The sequence below is a fragment of the Streptomyces sp. NPDC050422 genome (genome assembly GCF_044458665.1).
Classification (GTDB): domain Bacteria; phylum Actinomycetota; class Actinomycetes; order Streptomycetales; family Streptomycetaceae; genus Streptomyces.
In genome coordinates this window covers 137,970-163,582 of sequence record NZ_JBITIE010000015.1, presented here as the reverse complement: position 1 = coordinate 163,582, position 25,613 = coordinate 137,970, and the positions used below count along the sequence as shown (strand labels likewise).

22 protein-coding genes and 2 pseudogenes are annotated in these 25,613 nt (G+C 71.3%); 12 read left to right on the top strand and 12 right to left on the bottom strand.

All coding sequences use genetic code 11. The annotated features are described in order from the left end of the window. The first annotated feature begins 131 nt into the window (after window positions 1-131). Together ACIBJG_RS24455 and ACIBJG_RS24450 are read left to right on the top strand one after the other, a co-directional pair. The gene (locus ACIBJG_RS24455) at window positions 132-3,017 is read left to right on the top strand and encodes a glycoside hydrolase family 2 TIM barrel-domain containing protein (RefSeq protein ID WP_399310388.1); all 2,886 of its coding nucleotides are present in this window, start codon (window positions 132-134) and stop codon (window positions 3,015-3,017) included. Between the two features lie 213 nt (window positions 3,018-3,230). Beyond that, complete coding sequence (locus ACIBJG_RS24450; protein WP_399310386.1) at window positions 3,231-4,166, top strand: pseudouridine synthase; 936 nt, start codon at window positions 3,231-3,233, stop codon at window positions 4,164-4,166. A gap of 228 nt (window positions 4,167-4,394) precedes the next feature. On the opposite strand, the gene ACIBJG_RS24445 is transcribed toward ACIBJG_RS24450, so the two are convergent. The 4 genes from ACIBJG_RS24445 to ACIBJG_RS24430 form a co-directional block, all read right to left on the bottom strand. Continuing rightward, entirely contained in the window at window positions 4,395-5,024 is a 630-nt protein-coding gene (locus ACIBJG_RS24445; protein ID WP_399310384.1) for an MBL fold metallo-hydrolase, read from the bottom strand. Then, window positions 5,024-6,109, bottom strand: a complete 1,086-nt coding sequence (locus ACIBJG_RS24440; protein ID WP_399310382.1) for an S-(hydroxymethyl)mycothiol dehydrogenase — start codon at window positions 6,107-6,109, stop codon at window positions 5,024-5,026. Before ACIBJG_RS24440 ends, ACIBJG_RS24445 begins: the two co-directional genes overlap by 1 nt. Window positions 6,110-6,230: 121 nt before the next feature. After that, complete coding sequence (locus tag ACIBJG_RS24435; RefSeq protein WP_399310380.1) at window positions 6,231-7,868, bottom strand: amidohydrolase; 1,638 nt, start codon at window positions 7,866-7,868, stop codon at window positions 6,231-6,233. 49 nt (window positions 7,869-7,917) lie between these two features. After that, window positions 7,918-9,429: an APC family permease gene (locus ACIBJG_RS24430; RefSeq protein WP_399310379.1), complete on the bottom strand. Its 1,512-nt coding sequence runs from the start codon at window positions 9,427-9,429 to the stop codon at window positions 7,918-7,920. Window positions 9,430-9,528: 99 nt separating this feature from the next. On the opposite strand from ACIBJG_RS24430, the gene ACIBJG_RS24425 reads away from it, so the two are divergent. Then, window positions 9,529-10,281 carry a TetR/AcrR family transcriptional regulator gene (locus tag ACIBJG_RS24425; protein ID WP_399310378.1) on the top strand — a complete coding sequence of 251 codons (753 nt, stop codon included), beginning with the start codon at window positions 9,529-9,531 and terminating at the stop codon, window positions 10,279-10,281. 48 nt (window positions 10,282-10,329) lie between these two features. Here ACIBJG_RS24425 and ACIBJG_RS24420 read toward each other — a convergent pair whose 3' ends face one another. Then, window positions 10,330-11,031, bottom strand: coding sequence for a FadR/GntR family transcriptional regulator (locus ACIBJG_RS24420; RefSeq protein WP_399310376.1), 702 nt, complete (start codon window positions 11,029-11,031; stop codon window positions 10,330-10,332). Between the two features lie 180 nt (window positions 11,032-11,211). Between ACIBJG_RS24420 and ACIBJG_RS24415 the strand changes: the two genes are divergently transcribed. Together ACIBJG_RS24415 and ACIBJG_RS24410 are read left to right on the top strand one after the other, a co-directional pair. Then, on the top strand, window positions 11,212-11,721 hold the full coding sequence (locus tag ACIBJG_RS24415) for a gluconokinase (RefSeq protein WP_399310375.1): 510 nt from the start codon (window positions 11,212-11,214) through the stop codon (window positions 11,719-11,721). A gap of 11 nt (window positions 11,722-11,732) precedes the next feature. After that, window positions 11,733-13,130: a GntP family permease gene (locus ACIBJG_RS24410; RefSeq protein WP_399310374.1), complete on the top strand. Its 1,398-nt coding sequence runs from the start codon at window positions 11,733-11,735 to the stop codon at window positions 13,128-13,130. Here the strand turns inward: ACIBJG_RS24410 and ACIBJG_RS24405 are convergent. From ACIBJG_RS24405 to ACIBJG_RS24395, 3 genes and pseudogenes are all read right to left on the bottom strand, one after another. Beyond that, window positions 13,116-13,421 (bottom strand): annotated as a pseudogene (locus ACIBJG_RS24405) (formate dehydrogenase); the annotation flags it as partial. The gene ACIBJG_RS24410 and the pseudogene ACIBJG_RS24405 overlap by 15 nt on opposite strands. Then, a pseudogene (locus ACIBJG_RS24400) lies at window positions 13,391-13,618 on the bottom strand (molybdopterin-dependent oxidoreductase); the annotation flags it as partial. The pseudogenes ACIBJG_RS24405 and ACIBJG_RS24400, both read right to left, overlap by 31 nt. 5 nt (window positions 13,619-13,623) lie before the next feature. Further along, window positions 13,624-14,850, bottom strand: a complete 1,227-nt coding sequence (locus ACIBJG_RS24395; RefSeq protein ID WP_399310373.1) for an RNA-guided endonuclease InsQ/TnpB family protein — start codon at window positions 14,848-14,850, stop codon at window positions 13,624-13,626. 228 nt (window positions 14,851-15,078) lie between these two features. On the opposite strand from ACIBJG_RS24395, the gene ACIBJG_RS24390 reads away from it, so the two are divergent. Further along, entirely contained in the window at window positions 15,079-15,510 is a 432-nt protein-coding gene (locus tag ACIBJG_RS24390; RefSeq protein WP_399310371.1) for an ASCH domain-containing protein, read from the top strand. A gap of 12 nt (window positions 15,511-15,522) precedes the next feature. Here the strand turns inward: ACIBJG_RS24390 and ACIBJG_RS24385 are convergent, their stop codons facing one another. Both ACIBJG_RS24385 and ACIBJG_RS24380 read right to left on the bottom strand, forming a co-directional pair. Further along, window positions 15,523-16,743: an aromatic acid exporter family protein gene (locus ACIBJG_RS24385; protein WP_399310370.1), complete on the bottom strand. Its 1,221-nt coding sequence runs from the start codon at window positions 16,741-16,743 to the stop codon at window positions 15,523-15,525. 97 nt (window positions 16,744-16,840) lie between these two features. Continuing rightward, window positions 16,841-18,496, bottom strand: coding sequence for an FAD-binding dehydrogenase (locus ACIBJG_RS24380; RefSeq protein WP_399310369.1), 1,656 nt, complete (start codon window positions 18,494-18,496; stop codon window positions 16,841-16,843). A gap of 218 nt (window positions 18,497-18,714) precedes the next feature. Here ACIBJG_RS24380 and ACIBJG_RS24375 point away from each other — a divergent pair, with 218 nt between their 5' ends. From ACIBJG_RS24375 to ACIBJG_RS24360, 4 genes are read left to right on the top strand one after another with little or no spacing between them, the layout of a single operon-like run. Further along, complete coding sequence (locus tag ACIBJG_RS24375) at window positions 18,715-19,608, top strand: DMT family transporter (RefSeq protein WP_399310367.1); 894 nt, start codon at window positions 18,715-18,717, stop codon at window positions 19,606-19,608. 47 nt (window positions 19,609-19,655) lie between these two features. Then, the gene (locus ACIBJG_RS24370; RefSeq protein WP_399310365.1) at window positions 19,656-20,168 is read left to right on the top strand and encodes an NUDIX hydrolase; all 513 of its coding nucleotides are present in this window, start codon (window positions 19,656-19,658) and stop codon (window positions 20,166-20,168) included. A 32-nt stretch (window positions 20,169-20,200) separates the two neighbouring features. Next, on the top strand, window positions 20,201-20,596 hold the full coding sequence (locus ACIBJG_RS24365; RefSeq protein ID WP_399310363.1) for a YidH family protein: 396 nt from the start codon (window positions 20,201-20,203) through the stop codon (window positions 20,594-20,596). Then, complete coding sequence (locus tag ACIBJG_RS24360; protein WP_399310362.1) at window positions 20,593-20,904, top strand: DUF202 domain-containing protein; 312 nt, start codon at window positions 20,593-20,595, stop codon at window positions 20,902-20,904. The genes ACIBJG_RS24365 and ACIBJG_RS24360 overlap by 4 nt, the downstream gene beginning before the upstream one ends. 15 nt (window positions 20,905-20,919) lie before the next feature. Here the strand turns inward: ACIBJG_RS24360 and ACIBJG_RS24355 are convergent, their stop codons facing one another. Continuing rightward, entirely contained in the window at window positions 20,920-21,855 is a 936-nt protein-coding gene (locus ACIBJG_RS24355) for an NADP-dependent oxidoreductase (protein ID WP_399310360.1), read from the bottom strand. Between the two features lie 44 nt (window positions 21,856-21,899). After that, window positions 21,900-23,189 carry a glucarate dehydratase family protein gene (locus tag ACIBJG_RS24350; RefSeq protein ID WP_399310358.1) on the bottom strand — a complete coding sequence of 430 codons (1,290 nt, stop codon included), beginning with the start codon at window positions 23,187-23,189 and terminating at the stop codon, window positions 21,900-21,902. Window positions 23,190-23,341: 152 nt separating this feature from the next. Between ACIBJG_RS24350 and ACIBJG_RS24345 the strand changes: the two genes are divergently transcribed. Together ACIBJG_RS24345 and ACIBJG_RS24340 are read left to right on the top strand one after the other, a co-directional pair. Beyond that, complete coding sequence (locus ACIBJG_RS24345) at window positions 23,342-24,370, top strand: phosphotransferase family protein (RefSeq protein ID WP_399310357.1); 1,029 nt, start codon at window positions 23,342-23,344, stop codon at window positions 24,368-24,370. A gap of 8 nt (window positions 24,371-24,378) precedes the next feature. Further along, entirely contained in the window at window positions 24,379-25,593 is a 1,215-nt protein-coding gene (locus ACIBJG_RS24340; protein ID WP_399310355.1) for an acyl-CoA dehydrogenase family protein, read from the top strand. Window positions 25,594-25,613 lie beyond the last annotated feature (20 nt).

Below are 25,613 nucleotides of genomic sequence, written 5' to 3'. Positions count from 1 at the left end.
GGATCGGCACCCCCCGCAACCCGGGGAGCGACGCCGCGGGAGCTTCGCCATCCCCGCCCCCACCCTTGTTGAAACGGTTCACTCCTCGTTAACGTCCCCTCCGAGAAGGGTGATTCCGAGCGAGGAGAACCATGAGCCGCACCGACACCGACACGCTGTCCTGGTACGAGGACCCGAGCCCCGGTTCCGGCGGGCTCGCGCCCCGGGCCTGGTACGCGACGTCCGATGCCTGGCGGATGTCCCTCAGCGGCGAGTGGGCCTTCCGGCTCTCACCCCGGGCCCGAAGCGAGGACGAGTCCTTCGCCCGGCCGGGGTTCGACGCCTCGGCGTGGGGGACGGTCGCGGTGCCCGGTCACTGGGTGCTCCAGGGTGCCGGTGGCGCTCCCGCGTACACGAACGTCGTCTATCCCTTCCCCGTCGATCCGCCGCGGGTGCCGTCCGAGAACCCGACGGGTGACCATCTGCGGACGTTCACGCTGCCCGGGGACCGGCCGCGGGACGGCGAGTTCGTGCTCCGGTTCGACGGGGTGGAGTCCTGCGCCCGGGTCTGGCTCAACGGGCGGGAGCTGGGCGAGTTCAAGGGGTCCCGGCTGCCGCACGAGTTCGCCGTGGGCGATCTGCTGAACCCCGGCGAGAACGTCCTCGCCGTACGGGTGCACGCGTGGTCGTCGGGGAGCTATCTGGAGGACCAGGACCAGTGGTGGCTGCCGGGCATCTTCCGCGAGGTCACCCTGCTGCACCGCCCGCGGGGCGCCGCCCGGGACTTCTTCGTGCACGCGGGCTTCGACCACCGGGCGGGCTCCGGGACGCTGCGGGTGGAGTGCGAGGGCGCGCAGGGCCGGGTCCTGGTGCCCGAGCTGGGTGTCGACATCGCCGCGGGCGAGTCCGTGACCCTGCCGGTCGAGCCGTGGACCGCCGAGACGCCCCGGCTGTACGACGCGGAGCTGGTCACGGCCGGCGAGCGGACGCCCCTGCGGATCGGCTTCCGTACGGTCGTGGCCGAGGACGGCGTCATCAAGGTCAACGGCAGGCGACTGCTGTTCCGCGGGGTGAACCGGCACGAGTTCCACCCGGAGACGGGCCGGGCCGTCGACGCGCGGACCATGCGGCGCGATGTGGTGCTGATGAAGCAGCACAACATCAACGCCGTGCGGACCAGCCACTATCCGCCGCACCCCGCGTTCCTCGACCTGTGCGACGAGCTGGGTCTCTGGGTGATCGACGAATGCGATCTGGAGACACATGGCTTTGTCGACCTGGAGTGGCGCGGCAACCCGGTCGACGACGAGAGGTGGACCCCCGCACTGCTGGACCGGGCGGCCCGCATGGTCGAGCGCGACAAGAACCACGCCTCGGTGATCATCTGGTCGCTGGGCAACGAGTGCGGGTCGGGCCGCGGCCTGGCCGCGATGGCCGAGTGGATCAGAGGGCGTGACCCGGAGCGACTGGTGCACTACGAGGGCGATCTCTCCTGCAAGGACGTCGACCTGTACTCACGGATGTATCCGACGCACGCCGAGGTCGAACTCATCGGCAAGCGGGCGGAGGTGCCGTGGGGTAACGCCGAACTCGACGCCCGGCGGCGTGCGATGCCGTTCATCATGTGCGAGTACGGGCACGCCATGGGCAACGGGCCGGGCGGCCTGAGCGAGTACCAGCGGCTCTTCGAGCGGTACGAACGGTGCCAGGGCGGCTTCGTCTGGGAGTGGATCGACCACGGCTTCGCCCATCCCGAGTACGGCTTCGCCTACGGCGGGGACTTCGGTGAGGAGCTGCACGACGGCAACTTCGTCTGTGACGGCCTCCTCTTCCCGGACCGCACGCCCTCCCCCGGACTCGTCGAGTACAAGAAGGTCATCGAGCCGGTGCGGATCGGACCGGGCTCCTCGTCCGGCGCGTTCGCGGTCACCAACGGCTACGACTTCGCCGGGCTGGAGCACCTCGACTTCGTCTGGTCGCAGGAGGTGGACGCAACGGTCGTCGCCTCCGGCACCCTGCGGGTGCCGGACCTCGCGCCCGGCGCCTCGGCCGAGGTCGTACCGGACGCGGCGGGCGACGGCCTGTGGACGGTACGCGCCGTGCTCGCCGAGGACAGCGCCTGGGGCGAGCGCGGGCACGTGGTGGCGTGGGGGCAGGTGGAGACGGGTGCGCCGGCCGCCCCGGCACCACCGGCCGGTGGGCGGCCGGTGCGCTCCGGTGGCGTGATCACCCTCGGACCGGGCGTCTTCGACGCGGCGACCGGGGCTCCGCTGCGCATCGGCGGGGTTCCGGTGGAGGCGCTGCGGCTGGACGTGTGGCGGGCGCCCACCGACAACGACAACGGGGCGCCGTGGCAGCCGGACGAACGGTACGGGCTGCGCTGGCGGGAGTCGGGGCTGCACCGGATGCGGCACCGCGTCGACGCGGTCGAGACGGACGGGGACGCGCTGACGGTACGGACCCGGGTGGCCCCGGCGGGCTGGGACCTGGGGCTGCGGACCACGTACCGGTGGACGGCCGCCGGGGACCGGATCGGGCTGACGGTGTCCGTGGCGCCGGAGGGCGACTGGCGGGTGCCGCTGCCCCGGCTCGGCATCCGGTTCGGGCTGCCCGCGGCGTACGGCGGTGCGCGGTGGTTCGGCGGCGGGCCGGGTGAGGCGTACCCGGACACCCGGGCGGCCGCGATGCTCGGAACGTGGCAGAGCGCGGTGGACGCGCTCCAGACCCCGTACGTCAGGCCCCAGGAGAACGGGGCCCGGGCCGACGTCCGCTGGGTCGAGCTGACGGACTCCGGCGGCGCGGGGCTGCGGGCGGAGGGCGGCACGCCGTTCTGGTTCACCGCGCGGCGCTGGACGAGCGAGCAGTTGGACGCGGCGGAGCACGTACCGGATCTGGTGGCCGGGGACCGTGTCTGGGTCAACCTGGACCACGCGTTGCAGGGCATCGGCTCGCAGTCGTGCGGGCCGGGCGTGCTGCCGGAGCACCGGCTGGACGCGGCGCCGGCGGAGTTCTCGTATCTCTTCTCGGCGCTGGGCTGATCCCCCACACCTGATCCCCCACACCTGTCCCGCCCCGGTTCGCGCTCACCAGTGATCTGCTGCCGGACTTCGCCGCGGCGGAGGCCGAACGCATCGGCTGCGGGCCACTGAAGGTGACGCTTCCGAAGGCATGAGCCGCCCGCGTGGCCCCCGTGGCTGTGGAAGGATGCCGGGCACCATGAGAACCAGCACCTGGGCGTCCGGCGGGCCCCGATGAGGGGCCGCGCCAAGCCTCCGCCCTCGCCGCTGCCGCAGCGCGACGGGGTCGATCCGGTGCGGGTGCGGCTTCCGGAGGACCCGGACGGCCGGTGGCCGACGGTCCGTGACCACCTGCTGGCGCGGTTCGCCGACGCGATCGGGGCGGAGCAGGTCGACGCGATGCTCGCCGGGGGCCGGTTCGTCTCCGTCCAGGGCGCGGTGACGGGTCATGAGCCGTACGCGGCGGGCCGGTACGTCTGGTTCCACCGGGACTTCGCGCCGGAGGAGCCCGTGCCCTTCCCGGTCGGTGTGGTGTACCGGGACGCGCACCTGGTCATCGCGGACAAGCCGCACTTCCTGGCGACGACACCGCGCGGCCGGCACATCACCGAGACCGCGGTGGCCCGGCTCCGCCGCGAGCTGCGACTGCCCCTGTTGCAGCCCGCCCACCGGCTGGACCGGCTGACCGCGGGCCTCGTCCTCTTCGTGGTGCGGCCGGAGGAACGGGGCGCGTACCAGACGCTGTTCCGGGACCGCCTCGTGCGCAAGGAGTACGAGGCGGTGGCGCCGTACGACCCCGGGCCGGCACTCCCCCGCACCGTGCGCAGCCGCATCGTGAAGGAGCGCGGAGTGATCGCCGCCCGCGAGGAGCCCGGCGAGCCGAACAGCGAGAGCCGGATCGAGCTGCTGGAGCACCGGGACGGGCTCGGCCGCTACCGGCTGCTGCCCGCCACCGGGCGGACGCACCAGTTGCGAGTCCATATGAACAGCCTCGGGCTGCCGCTCGTCCACGACCCCGTCTATCCCGTGGTCGAGGCGGAGGGTGCGCCGGACGACTTCTCGCGTCCGCTGCAACTGCTGGCCAGGGTCCTGGAGTTCACGGACCCGGTCACGGGAGAGCCGCACCGCTTCGAGAGCGGGCTGCGGCTCTCCGCGCGGCCGCAGGGCTAGGGCGTGTTTCGAAAGTAGCGCCGTCCGCCCGGAGGGCGGGCCGGGCGGCGTCTGGTGCGTGCGATCGCAAGGCGCCGGGAAGTCCTCGTAGCGGAGCTACCAGGACTTTTCGGCAACGCCGCGAGCAATGGGGTCTCCCCTGCTCGAGCGAAGCCGAGAGCTCGGGGAAGTGCCAGACGCCGCCCGGCAGGCGGGACTTTCGAAACACGCCCTAGGGCCGTCGGGACCTCAGTGGCCGCGGGTGATCCACTCGTCCAGGTGCGGGGCCTCCGTACCAATGGTCGTGGAGTCGCCGTGTCCGGTGCGGACGGCGGTCGCCGGGTCCAGGGCGAGCAGCCGGTCCCGGATCGAGGCGACGATCGTCGGGAAGTGGGAGAACGACCGTCCGGTGGCGCCGGGCCCGCCCTGGAAGAGCGTGTCACCGGTGAAGACGGTGGACAGCTCGGGGGCGTACAGGCAGACGGCGCCCGGGGCGTGCCCGGGGGTGTGCAGGACCTTCAGGGTCGTCCCGGCGATCGGCAGTTCCTGGCCGTCGGTCAGTTCGCCGTCCGGGGCGCGGTCCGGGTGGGTCTGCTTCCACAGTGGCAGGTCGTCGGGGTGGAGCAGGATCGGTGCGCCGGTGGCGTCGGCGAGTGCTGGGGCCGCGTCGATGTGGTCGTTGTGCGCGTGGGTGCAGATGATGGCGCGCAGCGTGCGTCCACCGAGTGCGGCCTCGATGGCGGCGGCGTCATGGGCGGCGTCGATGACGACGGCCTCGGTGTCGTCGCCGACGATCCAGACGTTGTTGTCGACGTCCCATTCACCGCCGTCGAGAGCGAAGGTGCCGGAGGTGACGAGGTGGTCGATGCGGGCGGTCATCAGAAGACCACCACCGAGCGCAGGACGTCGCCGTCGTGCATCCGGGCGAAGGCCTGCTCGATGTCGCCGAGGGCGATGGTCTCGGTGACGAAAGCGCCGAGGTCGATCCGGCCCTGCTGGTGCAGGTCGATCAGCATCGGGAAATCGCGCGAGGGCAGGCAGTCGCCGTACCAGGACGACTTGAGCGAGCCGCCGCGGCCGAAGACGTCCAGGAGCGGGAGTTCGAGCTGCATCTCCGGGGTGGGGACGCCGACCAGGACGACGGTGCCGGCGAGATCGCGGGCGTAGAAGGCCTGCTTGTACGTCTCCGGGCGGCCGACCGCCTCGATGACGACGTCGGCGCCGTTGCCGCCGGTCAGCGAACGGATGGCCTCGACCGGGTCGCCGGTGCGGGAGTTGACGGTGTGCGTGGCACCCATCGTCTTCGCCGTCTCCAGCTTGCGGTCGTCGATGTCCACCGCGATGATCTTTGCCGCGCCGGCCAGCCGGGCGCCCGCGATCGCCGCGTCGCCGACACCGCCGCAGCCGATGACCGCGACCGAGTCGCCGCGGCCGACCTGGCCGGTGTTGATGGCGGCGCCGATGCCCGCCATCACACCGCAGCCGAGGAGCCCGGCGACGGCCGGGGAGACCTCGGGGTCGACCTTGGTGCACTGGCCGGCGGCGACGAGGGTCTTCTCGGCGAAGGCTCCGATGCCGAGGGCCGGGGAGAGCTCGGTGCCGTCCAGCAGGGTCATCTTCTGCTTCGCGTTGTGCGTGTCGAAGCAGTACCAGGGGCGACCGCGCAGACAGGCGCGGCACTGCCCGCACACGGCGCGCCAGTTGAGGACGACGAAGTCGCCCGGCGCGACGTCGGTGACGCCGTCGCCCACGGACTCCACGACGCCCGCGGCCTCGTGGCCGAGGAGGAAGGGGAACTCGTCGTTGATGCCGCCCTGCTTGTAGTGCAGGTCGGTGTGGCAGACGCCGCACGCCTGGATCTTCACCACGGCCTCACCGGGGCCGGGGTCCGGAATCACGATCGTCTCGACCCGTACCGGCTCGTTCTTCCCCGGTGCGATGACCCCTTGTACGTGCTGCGCCATTCCCGTGGTCTCCCTTTTGCGACTTTTCCTGAGATCGATCACGAACAACGGTACGCGGTGCGAGGGAGCCGCGGGAGCGCGCCGCCGGAGCACCACCGTCCGGCGGCGGCGCGCTCCCGGGTCAGTCCCCGTACACCCGGCGGCCGCCCACGTACGTGGCCAGAACCCGCGTCTCGGCGATCTCCTCGGGCGGTGCGGCGTAGGGGTCGCGGTCCAGGACCACCAGGTCGGCCAGGGCTCCGGCGCGGATGCTGCCCGTGTCGTCCAGGTGGTTCACGTACGCCGAACCCGCCGTGTACGCGGCCAGCGCCTCGGTCAGGGAGATCCGCTGCCCGGGGAGGAAGACGGGGCCGTCGCCGCCGGGCGCGACACGGTTGACCGCGGTGTGGACGCCGTGCAGCGGATCGGCGCTGCTGACCGGCCAGTCGGAGCCCGCGGCCACGGTCGCGCCGGAGCGGAGCAGGGCGGCGAACGGGTACTGGAGCGCGGCCCGTTCCCCGCCGAGGAAGGGGATGGTCAGCTCGTCCATCTGGGGTTCGTGGGCGGCCCAGAGCGGCTGGATGTTGGCGGTGGCGCCGAGGGAACGGAAGCGGGGGATGTCGTCGGGGTGGACGATCTGGAGGTGGGCGAGGTGGGGCCGGGTGTCGGTGCGCCCGTTGGCGGTGCGGGCGGCCTCGACGGCGTCCAGGGCCTCGCGCACCGCACGGTCGCCCAGGGCGTGGAAGTGGGTCTGGAAGCCGAGGGCGTCCAGTTCGGTGACGTACCGGCGCAGTTCGACGGGGTCCACGAAGCTGGTGCCGCTGTTGGCGGTGGCGCAGCCGCAGGCGTCGAGGTACGGGGCGAGGAGGGCGGCGGTGCCGGTCTCGGCGACCCCGTCCTGCATGATCTTCACCGATCCGGCGCGGAAGTTCCTGCCGGTCAGCGCCGTGCGCCGGGCGACGAGTCCGGGGATCTGCTCGGTGCCGCGTTCGCGGTCCCACCACAGGGCTCCGGTGACGCGGGCGGTGAGTGAGCCGTCGCGGTCCGCCGTCAGGTAGGCGTCGGACACGTCGTCCATCGCGCCGTAGACTCCGACGATGGCGTCCTGCCAGGCGGTGATGCCGTACGCGTGGAGCAGGCGCTGGGCGCGGAGCAGGCCGGCGAGGCGGTCGGCGGCGGTGGAGCGCGGGGCGTGACGGGCGACCAGGTCCATGGCGCCCTCCTGGAGGAGTCCGGTGGGTTCGCCCCGGTCGTCGCGCTCGATGCGGCCGTCGGCCGGGTCGGGGGTGTGGCGGTCGATCCCGGCCAGCGTGAGGGCCCGGCTGTTGACCCAGGCGCCGTGGTGGTCGCGGTTGACCAGGCAGGCGGGGCGGTCGGGTACGGCGGTGTCGAGCTGGTGCCGGGTGGGGGCGCCGCCGTCGAAGGCGTCCATGGACCAGCCGCCGCCGGTGATCCACTCGCGATCCGGGTTCGCGTCGGCGTAGGCCCGTACGGCGGCGATGGTGGCGGTGGCGTCGCCCGCGCCCGTGAGGTCGCACTGCGCGAGTTCCTGCCCGGCGGTGACCGGGTGGATGTGGGCGTCCTGGAAGCCGGGGATCAGGAGGCGTCCGGCGAGGTCCACCACCTCGGTGCGGGGGCCGATGAGTTCGCGGACCTCGTCGTGGCCGGCCGCGGTGATCCGGTCGCCGATGACGGCGACCGCGGTCGCGCGGGTGCGGGCGGCGTCCATCGTGTGGACGGGGCCGCCGGTGAAGACGAGATCGGCGGGGGTGCGGGGCATGGTGGTTCCGTTCTCGGGTGGTGGCGGGGGCAGGGTGCGGGTGGGGGGGTCAGGCCGGGCCGGGGGCGGGCTCCGCGAGCGTGTCCGGGACCACGGACCGGCCGGTGACGAAGTACGGGGATTTCCTTGCCCACTTGGCCCAGGCGGCCGCGACGAAACCGGTCAGCAGCATGACGGCCGGGCAGAACAGCATGAACCAGCCATTGTCCGGGCTGACCTCGAAGTGGTCCGCCGAGGTGGCGAAGGTCCAGCAGAGGTAGCCGCCGAGCGAGAGCAGGACGAGGGCGCTGGCCACGGGGAGTACCACCGCCCGCACCGCCAGGGAACGGCTCTCCCGGAACGCGCCGCGGAAGCGCGCCGCGGCGGCCAGCGCGGTGAGGGCGTAGTAGAGGGAGACGACGACCCCGATCGCGTTCACGGACGCCAGGATCAGGTCGCCGACCTTCGGGACGACGAGCGAGACAACGGCGATGGCGGCGGCGACGCAGCCGACGGCGACGGTGCCGGCCGCGGGCGTTCCGTACCGCGGGCTGACCTTGGTCCACAGGGGTCCGAGCGTCCGGTCGCGGCCCATCGCGAACATGCCGCGCACCGTCGGGATCACCCCGGACTGCAGCGAGGCGACCGCGGAGAGGGTGAGGGCGATCAACGGGAGCGCGGCCAGCGGCTGTTCGGCGATCCGGCCGCCGAAGTAGGTGAGCCCCTGGGCCCCGTGGCCGGTCAGCTCGTCGAGCGACAGGACGCGCTGGAAGGCGAAGGAGCCGAGCAGGAACAGACCCAGCATGGTGAAGAGCGTGATGAGCCCGGCCTTGGAGGCGTCCTGCGGGTCCCGGATCTCCTCGGTGACGCTGAACGTGGACTCGAATCCCCAGAAACAGAAGACGGAGAGCAGAAGCCCCTGGGCGAGCTGTTCCACGGAGGGGATCGTGAACGGGTTGATCCAGTCGAGGCTGAAGGGGTGCGTGCCGGCGAACAGTCCGTATCCGCAGAAGCCGAGCAGGACGACGTACTCGAAGACCAGGAGGTACTTCTGGAGGTTGGCGGCCGACCGCAGGCCGGTGACCGCGGTGAAGGTGACGGCGACGAGTACGACGATGCCGAGCGCGGTCGACTGGGCGGTGGAATCGGGGTCGAGCCGGATCCCGGAGACCTGGTGCAGTCCGCTCTCGCCCGCGAGCTGGAGCAGGGCGGAGCCGGTGACGGTGGTGGTGTAGGCGAGGAACACGATCGTGGAGACGATGCCGATCCAGCCGACGAGGAAGCCGAGCCAGGGGCTCAGCGAGCGGCCGGCCCAGACGTAGCCGCTGCCCATGTTGGGCTCGACCCGGTTGAGCCGGGAGTACGCGCTCGCGATGCCCAGGATCGGCAGGAAGGCCAGCAGCATGATGATCGGCAGGTGCAGGCCGACCGCGCCCGCGGTGACGCCGAGTCCGATGCCGATGCTGGTGGTGGCCGCGGTCGACGAGGCCGCGATGGCGAACCCGTCCACCACACCGAGGCTCTTGCGCAGGGCTGTGGGTGGCTGTGCCGGTCCGGCTGGTTCCTCGCGGTAGGACGTCACGGTCGCTCCTTCACCGTGGGGCGCTTTTCGGCCCCGATGGCGGCACATCGAACTCCTCGGGGGTTCCGCACGTCAACGCCGTTGTCATAAGGTGCCGCCATGAACGCGAGCGAGCGGGTGGTGCCGGAGGGCGAGCGGCGCCGCAGACGGCCCACCAAGCAGGGCACGGTCCTCTCGGAGCAGTTGATCGTGGAGACGGCGCTTCGGCTGATCGGCGAGCACGGGGCGGCGGCGCTCACCGTGCGCCGGCTGGGCGCCGCCCTGGGGTGCGATCCGAGCGCGTTCTACCGGTATTTCCGCGACACGGACGAGCTGTTGCTGGCGGTGGCCGACGAGTTGATCGGGCGGACGCTGCGCAGCTGGCGGCCGACGGGTGGCTGGCGGGCCGATCTGCGGTCGCTGGGGCTGCGGATGCACGCGGACTATCTGGCCCACCCGCAGGCGGCGTTGCTGACCTGCGCGCGGGTGACCGGGCGCACCCACGAGATCCGCTCGGTGGAGGCGATCCTCGGGGTGCTGCGGGGTGCGGGGTTCCCGGATGCGGAGGCGGTGCGGGTCTACCACGTCTTCGTCGACCAGACCCTGTCGTTCGCGGCGCTGGACGCGTCCACGCTGGCACTCCCGGAGCAGGCCAGGGCCCTGGAGGTGCAGGCCTGGCCCGAGATCTACGCCCGGCAGCCGGCGGACACGCACCCCAACATCGCGGCCACCGCACCGGTGCTGGTCGCGGAGATGAGCCGCAGCGGCTACCCGGCGGCGCTGGAGATGACGCTCGCCGCGGCTGCCGCGCGGCTGCAGCACGTCCAGTTCGTAGGCGAGCCGGGTCACGGCGCGAGCACGTCCAGTTCGTAGGCGAGCCGGGTCACGGCGCGAGCACGTCCAGTTCGTAGGCGAGCCGGGTCACGGCGCGAGCACGTCCAGTTCGTGCAGGGCGCCGACCGCGATCTCCTTCGTCAGCCGCTCCGCCGCCGCCGGGTCGCCCTCGCGCACCGCTTCGGCGAGCCGGACGTGGAGGGTGACGGCCGCCGGGTCGGGGTCCTCGAACATCACCTGGTGGTGGGTGCGCCCCGCCAGGACCTCGGCGACCACGTCACCGAGGCGCGCGAACATCTCGTTGCCGGAGGCGTTGAGGACGATCCGGTGGAACGCGATGTCGTGTTCCAGGTACCCCTCCAACTGCTGGCCGCGCGAGGTGGCGACCATGCCCAGGGCCTGTTCGGTGAGTTCGGCGCACTGTTCGGGGGTGGCGTTGCGGGCGGCGAGCGAGGCCGCGACGGGTTCGATCGCCGAGCGCAGGACGGTCAGCGAGCGCAGTTGCCGCGGGCGGTCGGCGCCGGCCAGCCGCCACCGGATGACCTGCGGGTCGTAGACGTTCCACGCCTCGGTCGGCCGTACGGTCACGCCGACGCGGCGCCGGGACTCGACCAGGTGCATGGACTCCAGGACCCGGATCACTTCCCGTACGACCGTGCGGGACACGTCGAAGCGCTGGGCCAGCTCGTCCGTACGCAGGACCTGACCGGGCAGGTGCTCACCCGCGGCGATCTCCAGACCCAGGGCGTCCAGCACATGCGTATGCAGCCCCTGGCTCTGTGTGGTCATGGACACAGAGTACGGGGGCACCTTCGGAGAGCCGCTCCGGGAAGCCCCTCCAAGATCCCGCGGGGAACAAAAAGTACGACGTTTATGTCACAGCATCTTGAATAAGTCGTACGTATAGGTTTCAGTAGCGCGACGGACCGGTGTCGAGGGCGACATCGAAGAAGACAGCGAGGCACCGTAATGAGCACCCCCCACGTCGTCGTGGTGATGGGCGTCGCAGGGACCGGCAAGACCACGATCGGTCCCCTGCTCGCCGCCGAACTGGGCGTTCCGTACGCCGAGGGCGACGACTTCCATCCCGCGGCGAACATCGCCAAGATGTCGGCCGGCACCCCGCTGGACGATGCGGACCGGTGGCCCTGGCTCGACGCGATCGGGCAGTGGGCACACGGCAGGGCGGGGCTCGGCGGGGTGGTCAGCAGTTCGGCGCTCAAGCGCGCCTACCGCGACCGGCTGCGCAGCGAGGCCCCCGGTGCCGTCTTCCTCCATCTGAGCGGCGACCGGTCGCTCATCGAGGAGCGGATGGCGGGCCGCAAGGGCCACTTCATGCCGACCACACTCCTCGACTCGCAGTTCGCCACCCTCCAGCCCCTGGAGGACGACGAGGCGGGCGTCGCCGTGGACGTGTCCGGCTCCCCCGAGGAAATCACCCAGCGAGCCGTCGCCGCGTTGCGCCGGCTCGATACCTAAGGATCATCACCGTGACCAGTCTCAGCGTCGAGACGCTGGCAGCGGACGCCGTCGAACCCATCACTTCGGCCGGCAACGCGCAGTTGGGCATCGCCGTCCTGGCGGGCATCGCCGTCATCGTTCTCCTCATCACCAAGTTCAAGATGCACGCGTTCCTCGCGCTGACCATCGGCTCGCTGGCGCTCGGTTCGTTCGCCGGCGCCGCGCCGGCGAAGACGATAGCGAGCTTCACCGCGGGCCTCGGCTCAACCGTCGCGGGTGTCGGCGTCCTCATCGCGCTCGGCGCGATCCTGGGCAAGCTGCTCGCCGACTCCGGCGGCGCGGACCAGATCGTCGACACGATCCTGGCGAAGACAAGCAACCGGGCCATGCCGTGGGCGATGGTCCTGATCGCCTCGATCATCGGTCTGCCGCTGTTCTTCGAGGTCGGGATCGTGCTGATGATCCCGGTGGTGCTGCTCGTCGCCAAGCGCGGCAACTACTCCCTGATGCGGATCGGCATCCCGGCCCTGGCCGGCCTGTCCGTGATGCACGGGCTCATTCCCCCGCACCCCGGCCCGCTGGTGGCGATCGACGCCCTCGGCGCCAACCTGGGCGTCACGCTGGCCCTCGGTGTCCTGGTCGCGATCCCGACGGTGATCATCGCCGGTCCGGTCTTCTCCCGTTACGCCGCCCGCTGGGTGGACATCAAGGCGCCGGAGAAGATGATCCCGCAGCGCCCGTCCGAGGACCTGGACCGCCGGCCGAGCTTCGGCGCCACCCTGGCGACGATTCTGCTGCCCGTCGTCCTGATGCTGGCCAAGGCCCTCGTCGACATCGTGGTGGACGACCCGGAGCAGGGTCTCCAGCGGGTCACCGATGTGATCGGCTCGCCGCTCATCGCGCTGCTCGCAGCGGTCATCGTGGGCATGTTCACGCTGGGCCGCGCGGCCGGATTCACCAAGGGCCGGCTCTCCACCACCGTGGAGAAGTCCCTCGCCCCGATCGCCGGCGTGCTGCTCATCGTGGGCGCGGGCGGCGGCTTCAAGCAGACGCTGATCGACGCCGGTGTGGGTCAGATGATCCTGGAGTTCTCCGAGGACTGGTCGATCCCCGCGCTGCTGCTCGGCTGGCTGATCGCCGTCGGCATCCGGCTCGCGACCGGCTCGGCGACCGTGGCCACCATCTCGGCGGCCGGTCTGGTCGCCCCGCTGGCGGCCGACATGTCGACCTCGCACGCAGCCCTGCTGGTCCTCGCCGTCGGCGCGGGCTCGCTCTTCTTCAGCCACGTCAACGACGCGGGGTTCTGGCTGGTGAAGGAGTACTTCGGGATGGACGTCGGCCAGACGGTGAAGACCTGGTCGGTGATGGAGACCATCATCTCCGTGGTCTCGCTGGCCTTCATCCTGCTCCTGTCACTGGTCCTCTAGGGACCGCTCCCCCGGCTCCCGCCACAGCGGGTGCTCGCGACGGGCCCACTGGCGCTCGACCCACCCGGTACGCATGCCACGGCGTGCCTCCGGGTCGGCGAGCGCCATCGCCACATGTCCGCCCAGCACGATGCCGATCGCGAGCGCCAGCCAGTCGTGGACGAACGTCGCACCGGTCCGCCACATCAGCGGGGCGAGACCGGTGAACCACATCAGCAGCCCGGTGCCCGCCATGGCCAGGACCGCTCGGGCGACCTCCACGCCGCGTCCAGCAGGACGGAGAGCCGTACGCCCTCGAAGGAGGTCTCCGGCACCCGCCAGCCGGTGACGCACTGGAGATCCCGGACGATCCGGGTCTGGTCCATGTGTTTCAGGGCGTCCAGGGTGTATGTGGCCGGGCGGTCGACCAGGCCGCCGACGGTCAGCCGGTAGTCGGCGGCGCTCTTCTGCGGTCCGGACGTGGCGACGGAGTATTGACTTCCGCTCCCCGTCCTCACAGGACGGGGATTCCTACCACGGTTGGTAAACCGTCTCGGTGGGTTCCTGCTTCTTCACGCTGCGCCGGGATCAGGGACCCCGGTCTTACCTGCGCTCGACAGGCTGACACCGCCAGTCCGGCGGCCAGTGCGACGTTGACCGCCGCGTTGATATCCCGGTCCAGAACCGCCCCGCACCCCCGGCACTGCCACACCCGGATGTGCAGGGGCTTGGGACCGTCCTTGACGCGGCAGACACAACAGACCTGACTGGTCGGCTCGAAACGACCGATCCGGACGAAGACCCGCCCGTACAGGGCGGCCTTGTACTCCAACATCGCGACGAACGACGCCCACCCCGCATCATGCACGGACTTCGCCAGGCGTGTGCGGGCAAGCCCGTTCACCGCCAGGTCCTCAACAGCCACCGCTTGGTTCTCGCGAATGACCTGTGTGGACAACTGGTGATGGAACTCACGCCGCGCATCAGCCACCTGCGCATGAGCCCGGGCCACCTTCACCCGCGCCTTCTCCCGATTCCTCGAACCCTTCACCTTCCGGGACAGGGAGCGCTGATCCCGCTTCAGCTTCTTCTCCGCCCGCCGCAGAAACCGCGGACTGCTCACCTTCGTCCCGTCCGACAGGACCGCGAAGTGCCCCAGCCCGAGATCGATCCCGACCACCGCATCCACAGCGGGCAGGGCTTCGGGTTCGGTCTCGACGACGAAGGAGGCGAAGTACCGTCCGGCCGCATCCTTGATAACCGTCACCGTGGCGGGGACCGAGGGCAGAGCGCGGGACCACTTCACCCGCACCGCACCGATCTTCGGCAACACCAGATCCCCACAAGGGGTGATCCTCCACCGGGCGTTCTTCGTGAAGCGGACCGACTGCCGGCTGTCCTTACGGGACTTGAACCGCGGCTCCGCCACCTTCGTACCCTTACGGACACCCTTCAGTGATGCGAAGAAGTTCGTGAACGCGGTGTCCAGGTCCCGCAGCGACTGCTGCAGCACCACCGCCGACACCTCACCCAACCACGCCCGGGCCACGGTCTTCTTCGCCTCGGTGATGACCTGCTTCGACAACTCCCCGGACTTCGGGAACGGCAGCCCTTGCGCGTGGGCATCCTTGCGGGCACGCAGTGCGTCGTTGAACACGACGCGGGCGCACCCGAACGCCTGCGACAGCGCCGCACGCTGAGGCCCGTTCGGGTACACACGGAAGGTGTACCGAAGCTGCATACCGAGCACGGTACGACAGTCGGGTTATAGCCGTATATCAGAACATTCGTACTGGTCGCCACCCTCCCTTCCCCCATTCACGCGCATGCGGTTTCCCTGACAGAACACCAGCACAGAGGTCTTCGAAGACGTGCACTGAGACACGTGGAGGAGGCCATGACGGCGGTCCGTCACCGTCCCGTCAGATTCTCCCCGCCGGCGGGGAGACGCGGATGCCAGACTTGCGCCATGCCGAACCGTGAAGCGCTCAAGCCCTTCCTTCTCGTCTTCCCCGGTCCGCTGCGCGATCAGCTGGTCGCCGCGGTGCTGGACGGCCGGAAGGTGTCGACGACCGGACTGTTCGTGGAGTACCAGGTGGAGAAGGAGGAGCCGCCGCCGGTGGGCGAGCGGTCCGCCCTGATCGACTCGGACGGGCAGGAGATCGCGGTGCTGGAGATCACCGAGGTGCGGATCCTGCGGCTCGGGGACGTCGATCTGCAGCATGTCCTCGACGAGGGCGAGGGCGACACCTCGGTGGCCGGGTGGCGGGCGGGCCACGAACGGTTCTGGCACAGCGACGAGATGCGTGAGGCGCTCGGCGACCCGGAGTTCACGGTCGACGACGACACGCTGGTCGTGGCGGAACGGTTCCGGGTCGTCGAACTCATCGAACCGGCCTGACCGGCCGCATCCTCACCCCCCCTGGTCCGCGTCCCGGACGAACCCCAGGCGACGCCTGACCGTGAGCAGACGGGGATGGCGTTCGTGCATCTCGCCCGAGCGGCGGTCCAGCTCCTTGCCGAGGCGCTCGGTGCGCTTCTCGATGTCGAGCTCGTCCAGGATGCGGTCGACCTCGGCGAGCAGCGCCCCGTGCAGCTGCCATTTCCTGGGGTGTTCCTGGACCGCCGCCAGCAGCATGTCCGCCACCCGGTCGCGGGTCGCGCGACTGATCGTCAGCGCCTCGGCCAGCCTCGTCTCGGCCCCTTCGGCGCTCGCGGCGACCGGGGTGGTGATCAACAGGGAGAAGCTCTCGATGGCCTCCGCCAGCTGCCTGGACAGGTCCGTGAGCCCGGCGGCCACATCGGCGGGGAAGAGGGGTTCACCGACCCGTTCCTTGGCCAGGTCGGTCAGCGTCCTGGCCATCACCCGCAGCACCACGGCACAGATCTCCAGCGTGTCCAGGCCGGTGCGCAGCACCACGCGGTAGAGCAGCCCCTGCCGTACGCGCGGGTTGAGCATGAGGCTCTCCTCTGCCTGCCGCAGCGAGGCGTCCACCGCCACGATGTCGTGGTCGATGCGGCGGGCCCGGTGCAGCCGTTCGGCCGCCTGCTCTACGGTGACCCGGCCGCCCAGGTCGCCTCCCAGGTCGCGGAAGAGCTCCCCCATCTCGCGGGCCAGGCCGTCGATGGACGCCCCCGCCGTCTGCACCCACACGGGCGGGGCGAACAGCAGGTTGAACAACAGCCCCACGCCTGCCCCGATCAGCGTCTCGAAGACGCGTTCCCACGCGGTGTCGGCGACCTGGGCGACGCCGAGCACCAGCATGGCGCTGATCGCCACCTCGGGGACGAACTCGTTCACCCGGACCAGCCGGCCGATGATCAGCGAGGTGAAGATCGTCAGCCCGAGGCTCCACCAGGACAGCCCCACCAGGGAACTGAACCCGCTCGCGATGAGCACCCCGACGATCACGGAGTTCACCCGCCGGATCCCCGTGGTGAGGGTGGCGTAGAGGGTGACCTGGACGACGAGCAGCGCGGTGAGCGGGGCGGTCAGGGGTGCGGGCTGGGACAGTGTCGCCGTCGCCACGGCGTAGGCGATCACCGCCGCTCCCGTGGAACGCAGGGTCTGGGCCCCCACGGGTTCGGTGGTGCGCCGGACGAGTTTGATCACGGGGTCGGCTACTCCAGGCATCCCCTTACCGTGCCCGCATTCGGCGCCCGTGCACGGTTCCCCGCCCCGAACCCCACCGGACGGACGCGCGGATGCGCGCCACGCCGGTGGGGACTCCTCAGCCGACCGCCTCCGCTGCCGCGCGGCCCGCTGCCCGGCCGGAGAAGATGCAGCCGCCGAGGAAGGTGCCCTCCAGGGAGCGGTAGCCGTGCACCCCGCCGCCGCCGAACCCGGCCGCCTCGCCGGCCGCGTACACCCCGGCCAGCGGGCTGCCGTCGGCGGTGAGGACGCGGGAGGACAGGTCCGTCTCCAGCCCGCCGAGCGACTTGCGGGTCAGGATGTTGAGGCGGACGGCGATCAGCGGCCCGGCCTTGGGGTCGAGGATGCGGTGCGGCGCGGCCGTACGGATGAGCTTGTCGCCGAGGTAGGTGCGGGCGCCCCTGATCGCGGTGATCTGGAGGTCCTTGGTGAAGGGGTTGGCGATCTCCCGGTCGCGGGCGGTGATCTCGCGGCGCAGGTCGTCCTCGTCGATGAGCCCTTCGCCGGTGAGGGCGTTCATGCCGCGGACCAGGGCGCCGAGGTCCTTCTCGACGACGAAGTCCGCGCCCTGGTCCATGAACGCCTTGACGGGTCCCGGCACGTCCGCGCGGGCCCGGCCGATCACGTCGCGGATGGACTTGCCGGTCAGATCGGGGTTCTGCTCGGAGCCGGAGAGGGCGAACTCCTTGCCGATGATCTTCTGGTCCAGGACGAACCAGGTGTAGTCGTGGCCGCTGTGCATGATGTGTTCGAGGGTGCCGAGCGTGTCGAAGCCGGGGAAGAGCGGGACGGGCAGCCGCTTGCCGCGGGCGTCCAGCCAGAGCGAGGACGGGCCGGGCAGGATCCGGATGCCGTGCTTGGCCCAGATCGGGTTCCAGTTCTCGATGCCCTCGGTGTAGTGCCACATCCGGTCGCGGTTGATGTGGTGGGCGCCGGCGTCCTCGGTGACGCCGAGCATCAGCCCGTCGACGTGCGCGGGGACGCCGGAGAGCATCTTGGCGGGCGGGGTGCCGAGCCGCTCGGGCCACTGCTTGCGGACGAGGTCGTGGTTGCCGCCGATGCCGCCGGAGGTGACGATCACCGCCTGGGCCGTGAGCTCGAAGGTGCCGGCCGCCTCCCGGCTGCTCGCGGTGCCGCGGGCCGCGTCGCTGGGCTCCAGGATCTCGCCGCTCACGGTGTCGACGGTGCCTCCGGTGCGGCCGAGGCCGGTGACGCGGTGGCGGAAGCGGAAGGTGACGAGTCCCTTGGCGACGCCCTCGCGCACCCGGCGCTCGAAGGGGGCGACGACGCCGGGGCCGGTGCCCCAGGTGATGTGGAAGCGGGGGACGGAGTTGCCGTGGCCGTTCGCGTCGTAGCCGCCGCGCTCGGCCCAGCCGACGACGGGGAAGAACCGCATGCCCTGCCGGTGCAGCCAGGAACGCTTCTCACCGGCGGCGAAGTCGACGTACGCCTCGGCCCACTTCTTCGGCCAGTGGTCCTCCTCGCGGTCGAAGCCGGCCGTGCCGAACCAGTCCTGGAGGGCCAGCTCATGGCTGTCCTTGATCCGCATGCGGCGCTGTTCGGGCGAGTCGACGAGGAAGAGGCCGCCGAAGGACCAGTGCGCCTGGCCGCCGAGCGACTGCTCGGGTTCCTGGTCGAGCAGAATGACCGAACGGCCCGCGTCGACGAGTTCCGCGGTGGCGACCAGCCCCGCGAGTCCTGCCCCGATCACGATCACGTCAGCGTCGTACGCCATGGGTTCCATCCTTGTCGGGGCCGACCGGGCCGCGGTCCGGCGGAAGGACGCACGTCACCCGTGCGGCCGCTCGCGAAGTTACTCGTGCGTCAGATCTTGGGCACCGGTCGTCCCGGCGTCAACCGCCCGGTCGGCCGCACTCCGGCCGCACCTGCGGGCCCCAGGCGCTATCGTCGAAACAAATCACCCTCTTCCGGCCTGACTTGGGGTGGAGAAGCGTGTCGGTGCTGGTCCTCGTGCTCGCTGTGAGCGCCGCCTGCTGTCTGGGCTTCGGCTTCGTGCTCCAGCAGGCCGCCGCCCGCCACGCCCCCAGGCGCGACTACCTCTCGCCCCGGCTGCTGCTCGACCTGATGCGGGTGCGCAGCTGGCTGGCCGGTATCGGCCTGATGGTCTGCGGCATGGTGCTGGGCGCCCTGGCCCTGGGCAAGGGCGAGGTCTCCGTCGTCGAACCGCTCCTGGCCACCAATCTTCTCTTCGCGATGGCCCTGTCCCGTCACCGTACGGGTCAGCGGCTGGGCCGGCAGGGCTGGGCGGGGCTCTGGCTGCTGGCCGGCGGGGTCGCCGCGTTCCTGGTGGCGGGTGAGCCGAAGGGCGGCCAGGCCGTGTCGAGTCCGCTGCGGCACTGGCTGGTGATCGGTGTGGTGGTGGGCCTGGCCCTGCTGCTGACCGCGTTCGCCAAGCGCTCACGGTCGGGGGTGTCCCCCGCGCTGCTCGCGGTGGCGGCGGGGCTGCTGTACGGACTCCAGGACGCCCTCACCCGGGTCAGCGGTGAGCGGCTCTCGGACGGCGGATGGGCGGCGCTCGTCACGGGCTGGCAGCCGTACGCGGTGCTGGTGCTGGGGGTGACGGGGCTGATCCTCGTACAGAGCGCGTTCGAGACGGGCCCGCTGCGGATGTCCCTGCCGGCGCTGACCGCGGCCCAGCCGCTGGCCGGGATCGCCTGCGGGATCGGCTTCCTGGGCGACCAGGTGCGGACCGACACGGGCGCCCTGGCCTGGCAGGCGGCGGGACTCGCGGCGATCGTGGCCGGGATCGTGCTGCTGGGGCTTCATCCGGCCATGCCGGAGGGGCCCGTGGGCGGACGCCGTACGCAGAGCCTCCAGCCACGCTGAGGCCTGCCCGCCGCCGGGGGGCCTGCGGCCTGCTGTTGGATGAGGGCATGAATCCTTCTGACGAGATCCTGGACATCGTCGACGAGAACGATGTGGTCGTGGGGCGGGCCCCGCGCGGTGAGGCGACCGCGCGGGGCCTGCGCCATCGCTGCGTCTTCATCGAGGCCCGGGACGCCGACGGCAGGATCTTCGTGCACCGCAGGACCTCCACCAAGCTGGTCTTCCCCTCGCACTACGACATGTTCGTCGGCGGGGTCGTGGGTGCCGGTGAGTCCTACGACGAGGCGGCGCTGCGGGAGGCCGAGGAGGAGCTGGGTGTCACGGGCCTGCCGCGTCCCGAGCCGCTGTTCACGTTCCGCTACGAGGGCGGCGGGCACAGCTGGTGGTCGTCCGTCTACCGGGTACGGTGCGAGCTTCCGGTGAAGCCGCAGGTGGAGGAGGTCGCCTGGCACACCTTCCTCACCGATGCGGAGCTGGAGCAGCGGCTCGGCGACTGGCAGTGGGTGCCGGACGGGCTGGAGAGTTACCGGCGGCTCCAGGCGTTCCGGACCTCACCCTGAAGCGGCCGGCAAAGCGGCAGATAGGTCCGAATGTGAAGGAATTTGTGCAGGGTCTGCGGTTGTGGTTCGCGCCGCAGCGGATCCGCGAAGAGGGCGACACGCCCGACTACCGTTTCTCGCTCGCCAACGAGCGGACGTTCCTCGCCTGGATCCGGACGGCTCTCGCCCTGATCGGCGGCGGCTTCGCGGTCGACCAGTTCCTGCCGGAGCTGGCGTGGGGCGTGCGCGCGGGTCTGGCCCTCGCGTTGCTTGCGGCGGGGGTGCTGTGTGCGCTGCGGGCCGTCAACCACTGGGTGCGGTGCGAGCGGGCGATGCGGCGCGGGGAGGACCTGCCGGTGTCGCGTTTCCCGACGCTGCTGAGTCTGGCGGTCGCCGTGGTGGCCGTGGCCATGGTGGTGGTGGTCCTGTTCCGCTGGGAGGGCCGGTGAGCGCGGCGGAGCGCGACCCGGGGCTCCAGCCCGAGCGGACCAGGCTGGCCTGGCGGCGTACGACGCTGTCCTGCACGGTGGTGGCGCTGCTGGCGGGCAAGCAGACGCTGCACGGCGGGGTCACACCGGCCGGGGTGGTGGCGCTGTCGCTGAGTGTGCTGGCCTGGCTGGGGTTCCTGCGGGTGGCGAACCGGCGGGTGCAGGGCATGGGGGCCGCGCGCCCGCAGCCGCTCGCGTCCCGCGCGGCACTGACGGCCGCGGCGTGCACGGTCGCGCTGGCCGTGTTCGCCGCGGCGATGCTGTTCTGAGCGGTCCGCCCGGGGTCAGCTCTCCCAGTCGACGGTGACGATGATCTTTCCGCGGGTACGGCCCTCGGCGTTGAGCCGGTGGGCCTCCGCCGCCTCGGCCAGCGGGAAGACCCGGTCCACATGGACCGAGACGATGCCCCGCTCGGCCAGCTCCGCCAGATGGGCGAGGTCCTTGGCGTCGGGCCGCACGAACGCGTAGGTGCCGCCGTACGAGAACACTTCGTCGTCGACGATGGAGGCCAGGCGCCCGTCCGGTGCGAGCGTCTCGGCGGACACCCGCAGGGCCTCCCCGCCCACGGTGTCGAAGGCGGCGTCGATCCCGTCGGGGGCCAGCGCCCGCAGCCGGTCCGCGAGGCCGTCCCCGTACGCCACGGGCTCCGCGCCGAGCTGCCGCAGATGCTCGTGGTTGCGCTCGCTCGCGGTGCCGATGACCCGGCATCCGGTGTGGCGGGCTATCTGTACGGCCAGCGAGCCGACGCCGCCGGCCGCCGCGTGGACGAGGACGGTGTCGCCGTTGCGGATGTGCAGCGAGCGGTACAGCACCTGGTAGGCGGTGAGACCGGCCAGCGGCAGACCGGCCGCCTCCTCGAAGCTCAGGCTCAGGGGCTTGCGGGCCAGGGTGCGCACGGGCGCGGCCACGTACTCGGCGAAGGTGCCCCGGCTGAGGAAGTCCTCCCGCACGTAGCCGATGACCTCGTCGCCGACGGCGAACTCGTCGACGGCGATGCCGGGCTGGACGACGACCCCCGAGACGTCCCAGCCGGGGATCACCGGGAAGACCGGCTCCAGCACGGCGTCGAGGTGTCCCGCACGGGCGACACGGTCGACCGGGTTGACCGCTGCGGCCCGTACCTTCACCAGGACGGTGTCGGGGCCGACCTTGGGGTCGGGTCGCTCCCCGTACTCCAGGACGTCGGCCCCGCCGTACCCGCTGTAGCTGATCGCCTTCATGTACCGACACTCGCGGCGGCGCGGACCGCCCGCAACTCAGGCCGTCACCAGCGCGGGATCGTGGGCGTCGTCCATCCCGGCTCGGCCTTGCGCATCGCGGCGGCGTCGTCGCGCTCGCGCATCGTGCCGTCGTCGTCGAGCCAGCGGCGGTGCAGCGCGGCGAGGCGTTCCCGGTCGAGTTCGACACCGAGTCCCGGGGCGTCGGAGACGGTGAGGCGGCCGTCCGCGAAGACGTGCCGGGCGGTGATGACGTCCTCGGTCTGCCAGGGGTAGTGGCTGTCGCAGGCGAAGTCGAGGTTGGGGACGGTGGCCGCGACGTGCGTCATGGCGGCGAGACTGATCCCGAGGTGGGTGTTGGAGTGCATGGAGAGGCCGACGCCGAAGGTGCGGCAGATCCCGGCCAGTTCGCGGGTGCGGTGCAGCCCGCCCCAGTAGTGGTGGTCGGAGAGGACGACCTGCACGGCGTTCCGGGCGAAGGCCTCCGGGACCTCGGCGAGCGTGGTGACGCACATGTTCGTGGCCAGCGGCACGTCGGTGCCGGCCGCGACGGCGGCCATCAGCTCCGTGCCGCTCGCCGGGTCCTCCAGGTATTCGAGTACGTCCTTCAGCTGCTCGGCGACGTACAGCGAGGTCTGAGAGGACCAGGCACCGTTGGGGTCCAGACGCAGCGGCTGCCCGGGGAACGCCTCGGCCAGTGCGCGGACCGCGGCGATCTCCTCCTCGGGCGGGAAGACACCGCCCTTCAGCTTGAAGGAGGAGAACCCGTACTCGCGGGCGAAGCGCCGCGCCTGGGCGACGACCCCGGCCGGGTCGACGGCCGCGCCCCAGTCGTCGTGTTCGCCGCCGTCCGGGTGCCCGGCCCAGCGGTAGAAGAGGTACGCGCTGTACTCGACGGCGTCGCGGACCTTGCCGCCGAGCAGCGCGTGCACCGGCAGGCCGAGGGTCTTGCCCAGGGCGTCCAGGCAGGCCACCTCGAAGCCGGAGACCACCGAGAGGCGCAGCTTGTCCGCGGTCTGGACTCCGCGGAGCCCGCCCGCGTCGACCCGCTCGTCGGCCGCGCGTGAATCTCCGCACACCTCGTCGGCGAGGGCGAAGAGGCCGTTCACATCGCTGACCGGACGTCCGACCAGGGCCGTGGCGAGGGGCTGGGCCAGGTCGAGGTACTTGCCGTCGCCGTAGGTCTCCCCGATGCCGGTCACGCCGCCCCGGGTGACGACCTCCACGATGAGCCGTGGGGTGTACGGCTGATGGACGCCCTGGGTGTTGAGGAGCGGCGGGTCGGCGATGAGGATCGGGGTCAGCCGGACTTCGTCGATCAACCAGTCTGTGTTCATACGTGAACTCTATTCAGCCATACGACTGAATGCCAGGGTCCGCCCGTCATTCGGACCGGAGGAACATATTCCGTTCCGGGAGTTCACTGGACGACATACCGACTGGTCGGCATCATGAACCCCGACGTCTTATCCTCCCGGAGGTGCGCACGATGAGCCCAGTCCACCCGCCAGGTCTCGACCTCGACCGCTTGCGCGGACATCTCGACCGCGAGCGGCCGGGTCTGGTGAACGGACCGCTCGACGCCCGGCTCATCGAGGGCGGCCGCTCGAACCTGACCTATGTCGTCACGGACACGGACGGCACCGGCCGATGGGTGGTCCGCAGGCCACCGCTGGGTCATGTCCTGGCCACCGCGCACGACATGAAGCGTGAGCACCGGGTGATCAGCGGGCTGCACCCCACGGCCGTCCCGGTCCCCGAAACCCTGCTGCTCTGCGAGGACGACTCGGTCATCGGCTCGCCCTTCTACGTCATGGAGTACGTCGAGGGCACCCCGTACCGCACGGCGGAGCAGCTCGCCCCGCTGGGCGCCGAGCGCACCCGCAAGGCGGTGCTGGGTCTGGTCGACACCCTCGTGGAGCTGCACGCCGTCGACCCTGAGGCTGTCGGCCTCGGTGACTTCGGGCGCCCCGAGGGCTTCCTCGACCGGCAGCTGCGCCGCTGGGGCAAGCAGCTGGACGCCTCCCGCAACCGCGAACTGCCCGGCATCGACGAGCTGCACGCGGCGCTCGGCCGGCAGCTGCCCGGCTCCCCCGCCCCCACGGTCATCCACGGCGACTACCGCCTGGACAACGTGCTGATCGGGTCCGACGACGAGATCAAGGCCGTCCTCGACTGGGAGATGTCGACGCTCGGCGACCCGCTCACCGACCTCGGGCTGCTGGTGATGTACAGCTCCGACCTGGGCCTGCCCGAGTCACCGGTCTCCACCACCAGCGGTGCAGCCGGCCACCCCTCCCCCGCCGAGCTGATCGAGCGCTACGCCGCCCGCTCCGGCCGGGACACCACCGGCATCTCCTGGTACACGGCGTTCGCCTGGTTCAAGCTCGCCGTGATCCTCGAGGGCATCCACTACCGCTACACCCTGGGCCAGACGGTCGGCGGCGGCTTCGACCGCATCGGCGACCTCGTCCCCGTCTTCATCGAGCACGGCCTCACCACCCTCCAGGAAGGCTGACCCACCCCATGGACTTCGCATTCGACGCCCGTACCGAAGAGCTGCGCGCCAAGCTGCTCACCTTCATGGACGAGCACGTCTACCCGGCCGAGCAGACCGCGGAGGAGCAGCGCGCCCAGCTGGCGTCACCGTGGGACACCCCACAGGTGGTGGAGGACCTCAAGGCCGAGGCCCGGCGGCAGGGGCTGTGGAACGTCTTCCTGCCGGACGCCGAGTACGGCGGTGGGCTCACCAATCTCCAGTACGCCCCGCTGGCGGAGATCCTGGGCCGCTCCCCGCAGTTGGCGCCGACCGCGCTGAACTGCGCGGCGCCGGACACCGGGAACATGGAGGTGCTGGCGCAGTTCGGCACCGAGGAGCAGAAGAAGCAGTGGCTGGAGCCCCTGCTGGCCGGTGAGATCCGGTCCGCGTTCGCGATGACGGAGCCGGAGGTCGCCTCGTCGGACGCGACGAACATCGAGACCCGCATCACCCGGGACGGCGGTGACTACGTCATCAACGGGCGCAAGTGGTACATCTCCGGAGCGATGAACCCGGACTGCGCGATCTTCATCGTGATGGGCAAGACCGACCCCGACGGCGAGGACATCCGCCGCCAGCAGTCGCAGATCCTCGTCCCGCGCGACGCCCCGGGCCTGACGGTGAAGCGCGCCATGAAGGTGTACGGCTACGAGGACCACTACCACGGTGGCCACGCCGAGGTCGTCTTCGACAACGTGCGGGTGCCGGCCGCCAACCTGATCGGCGAGGAGGGCGGCGGCTTCGCCATCGCCCAGGCGCGGCTGGGACCGGGCCGCATCCACCACTGCATGCGGCTGATCGGCATGGCCGAGCGCGCCATCGAGCTGATGTGCCGGCGCGCGGTGGCCCGTACGGCCTTCGGCAAGCCGCTCGCCCAGCAGGGCGTCGTGCAGAACTGGATCGCGGACGCCCGGGTCACGGTGGAGCAACTGCGGCTGCTGGTGCTGAAGACCGCCTGGCTGATGGACACCGTCGGCAACCGCGGTGCGCACACCGAGATCCAGTCCATCAAGATCGCCACCCCGCGTGCGGTGGTCGCCATCCTCGACCAGGCGGTGCAGCTGCACGGCGCGGGCGGGGTCAGCCAGGACTTCCCGCTGGCCGAACTGTGGGCGGCGGCGCGGACGCTGCGGCTGGCCGACGGCCCGGACGAGGTGCACCAGCGGTCGCTGGCGCGGCGGGAGATCAAGAAGTACCTGTAGGGGGTGGCCCGGCCGGCCGG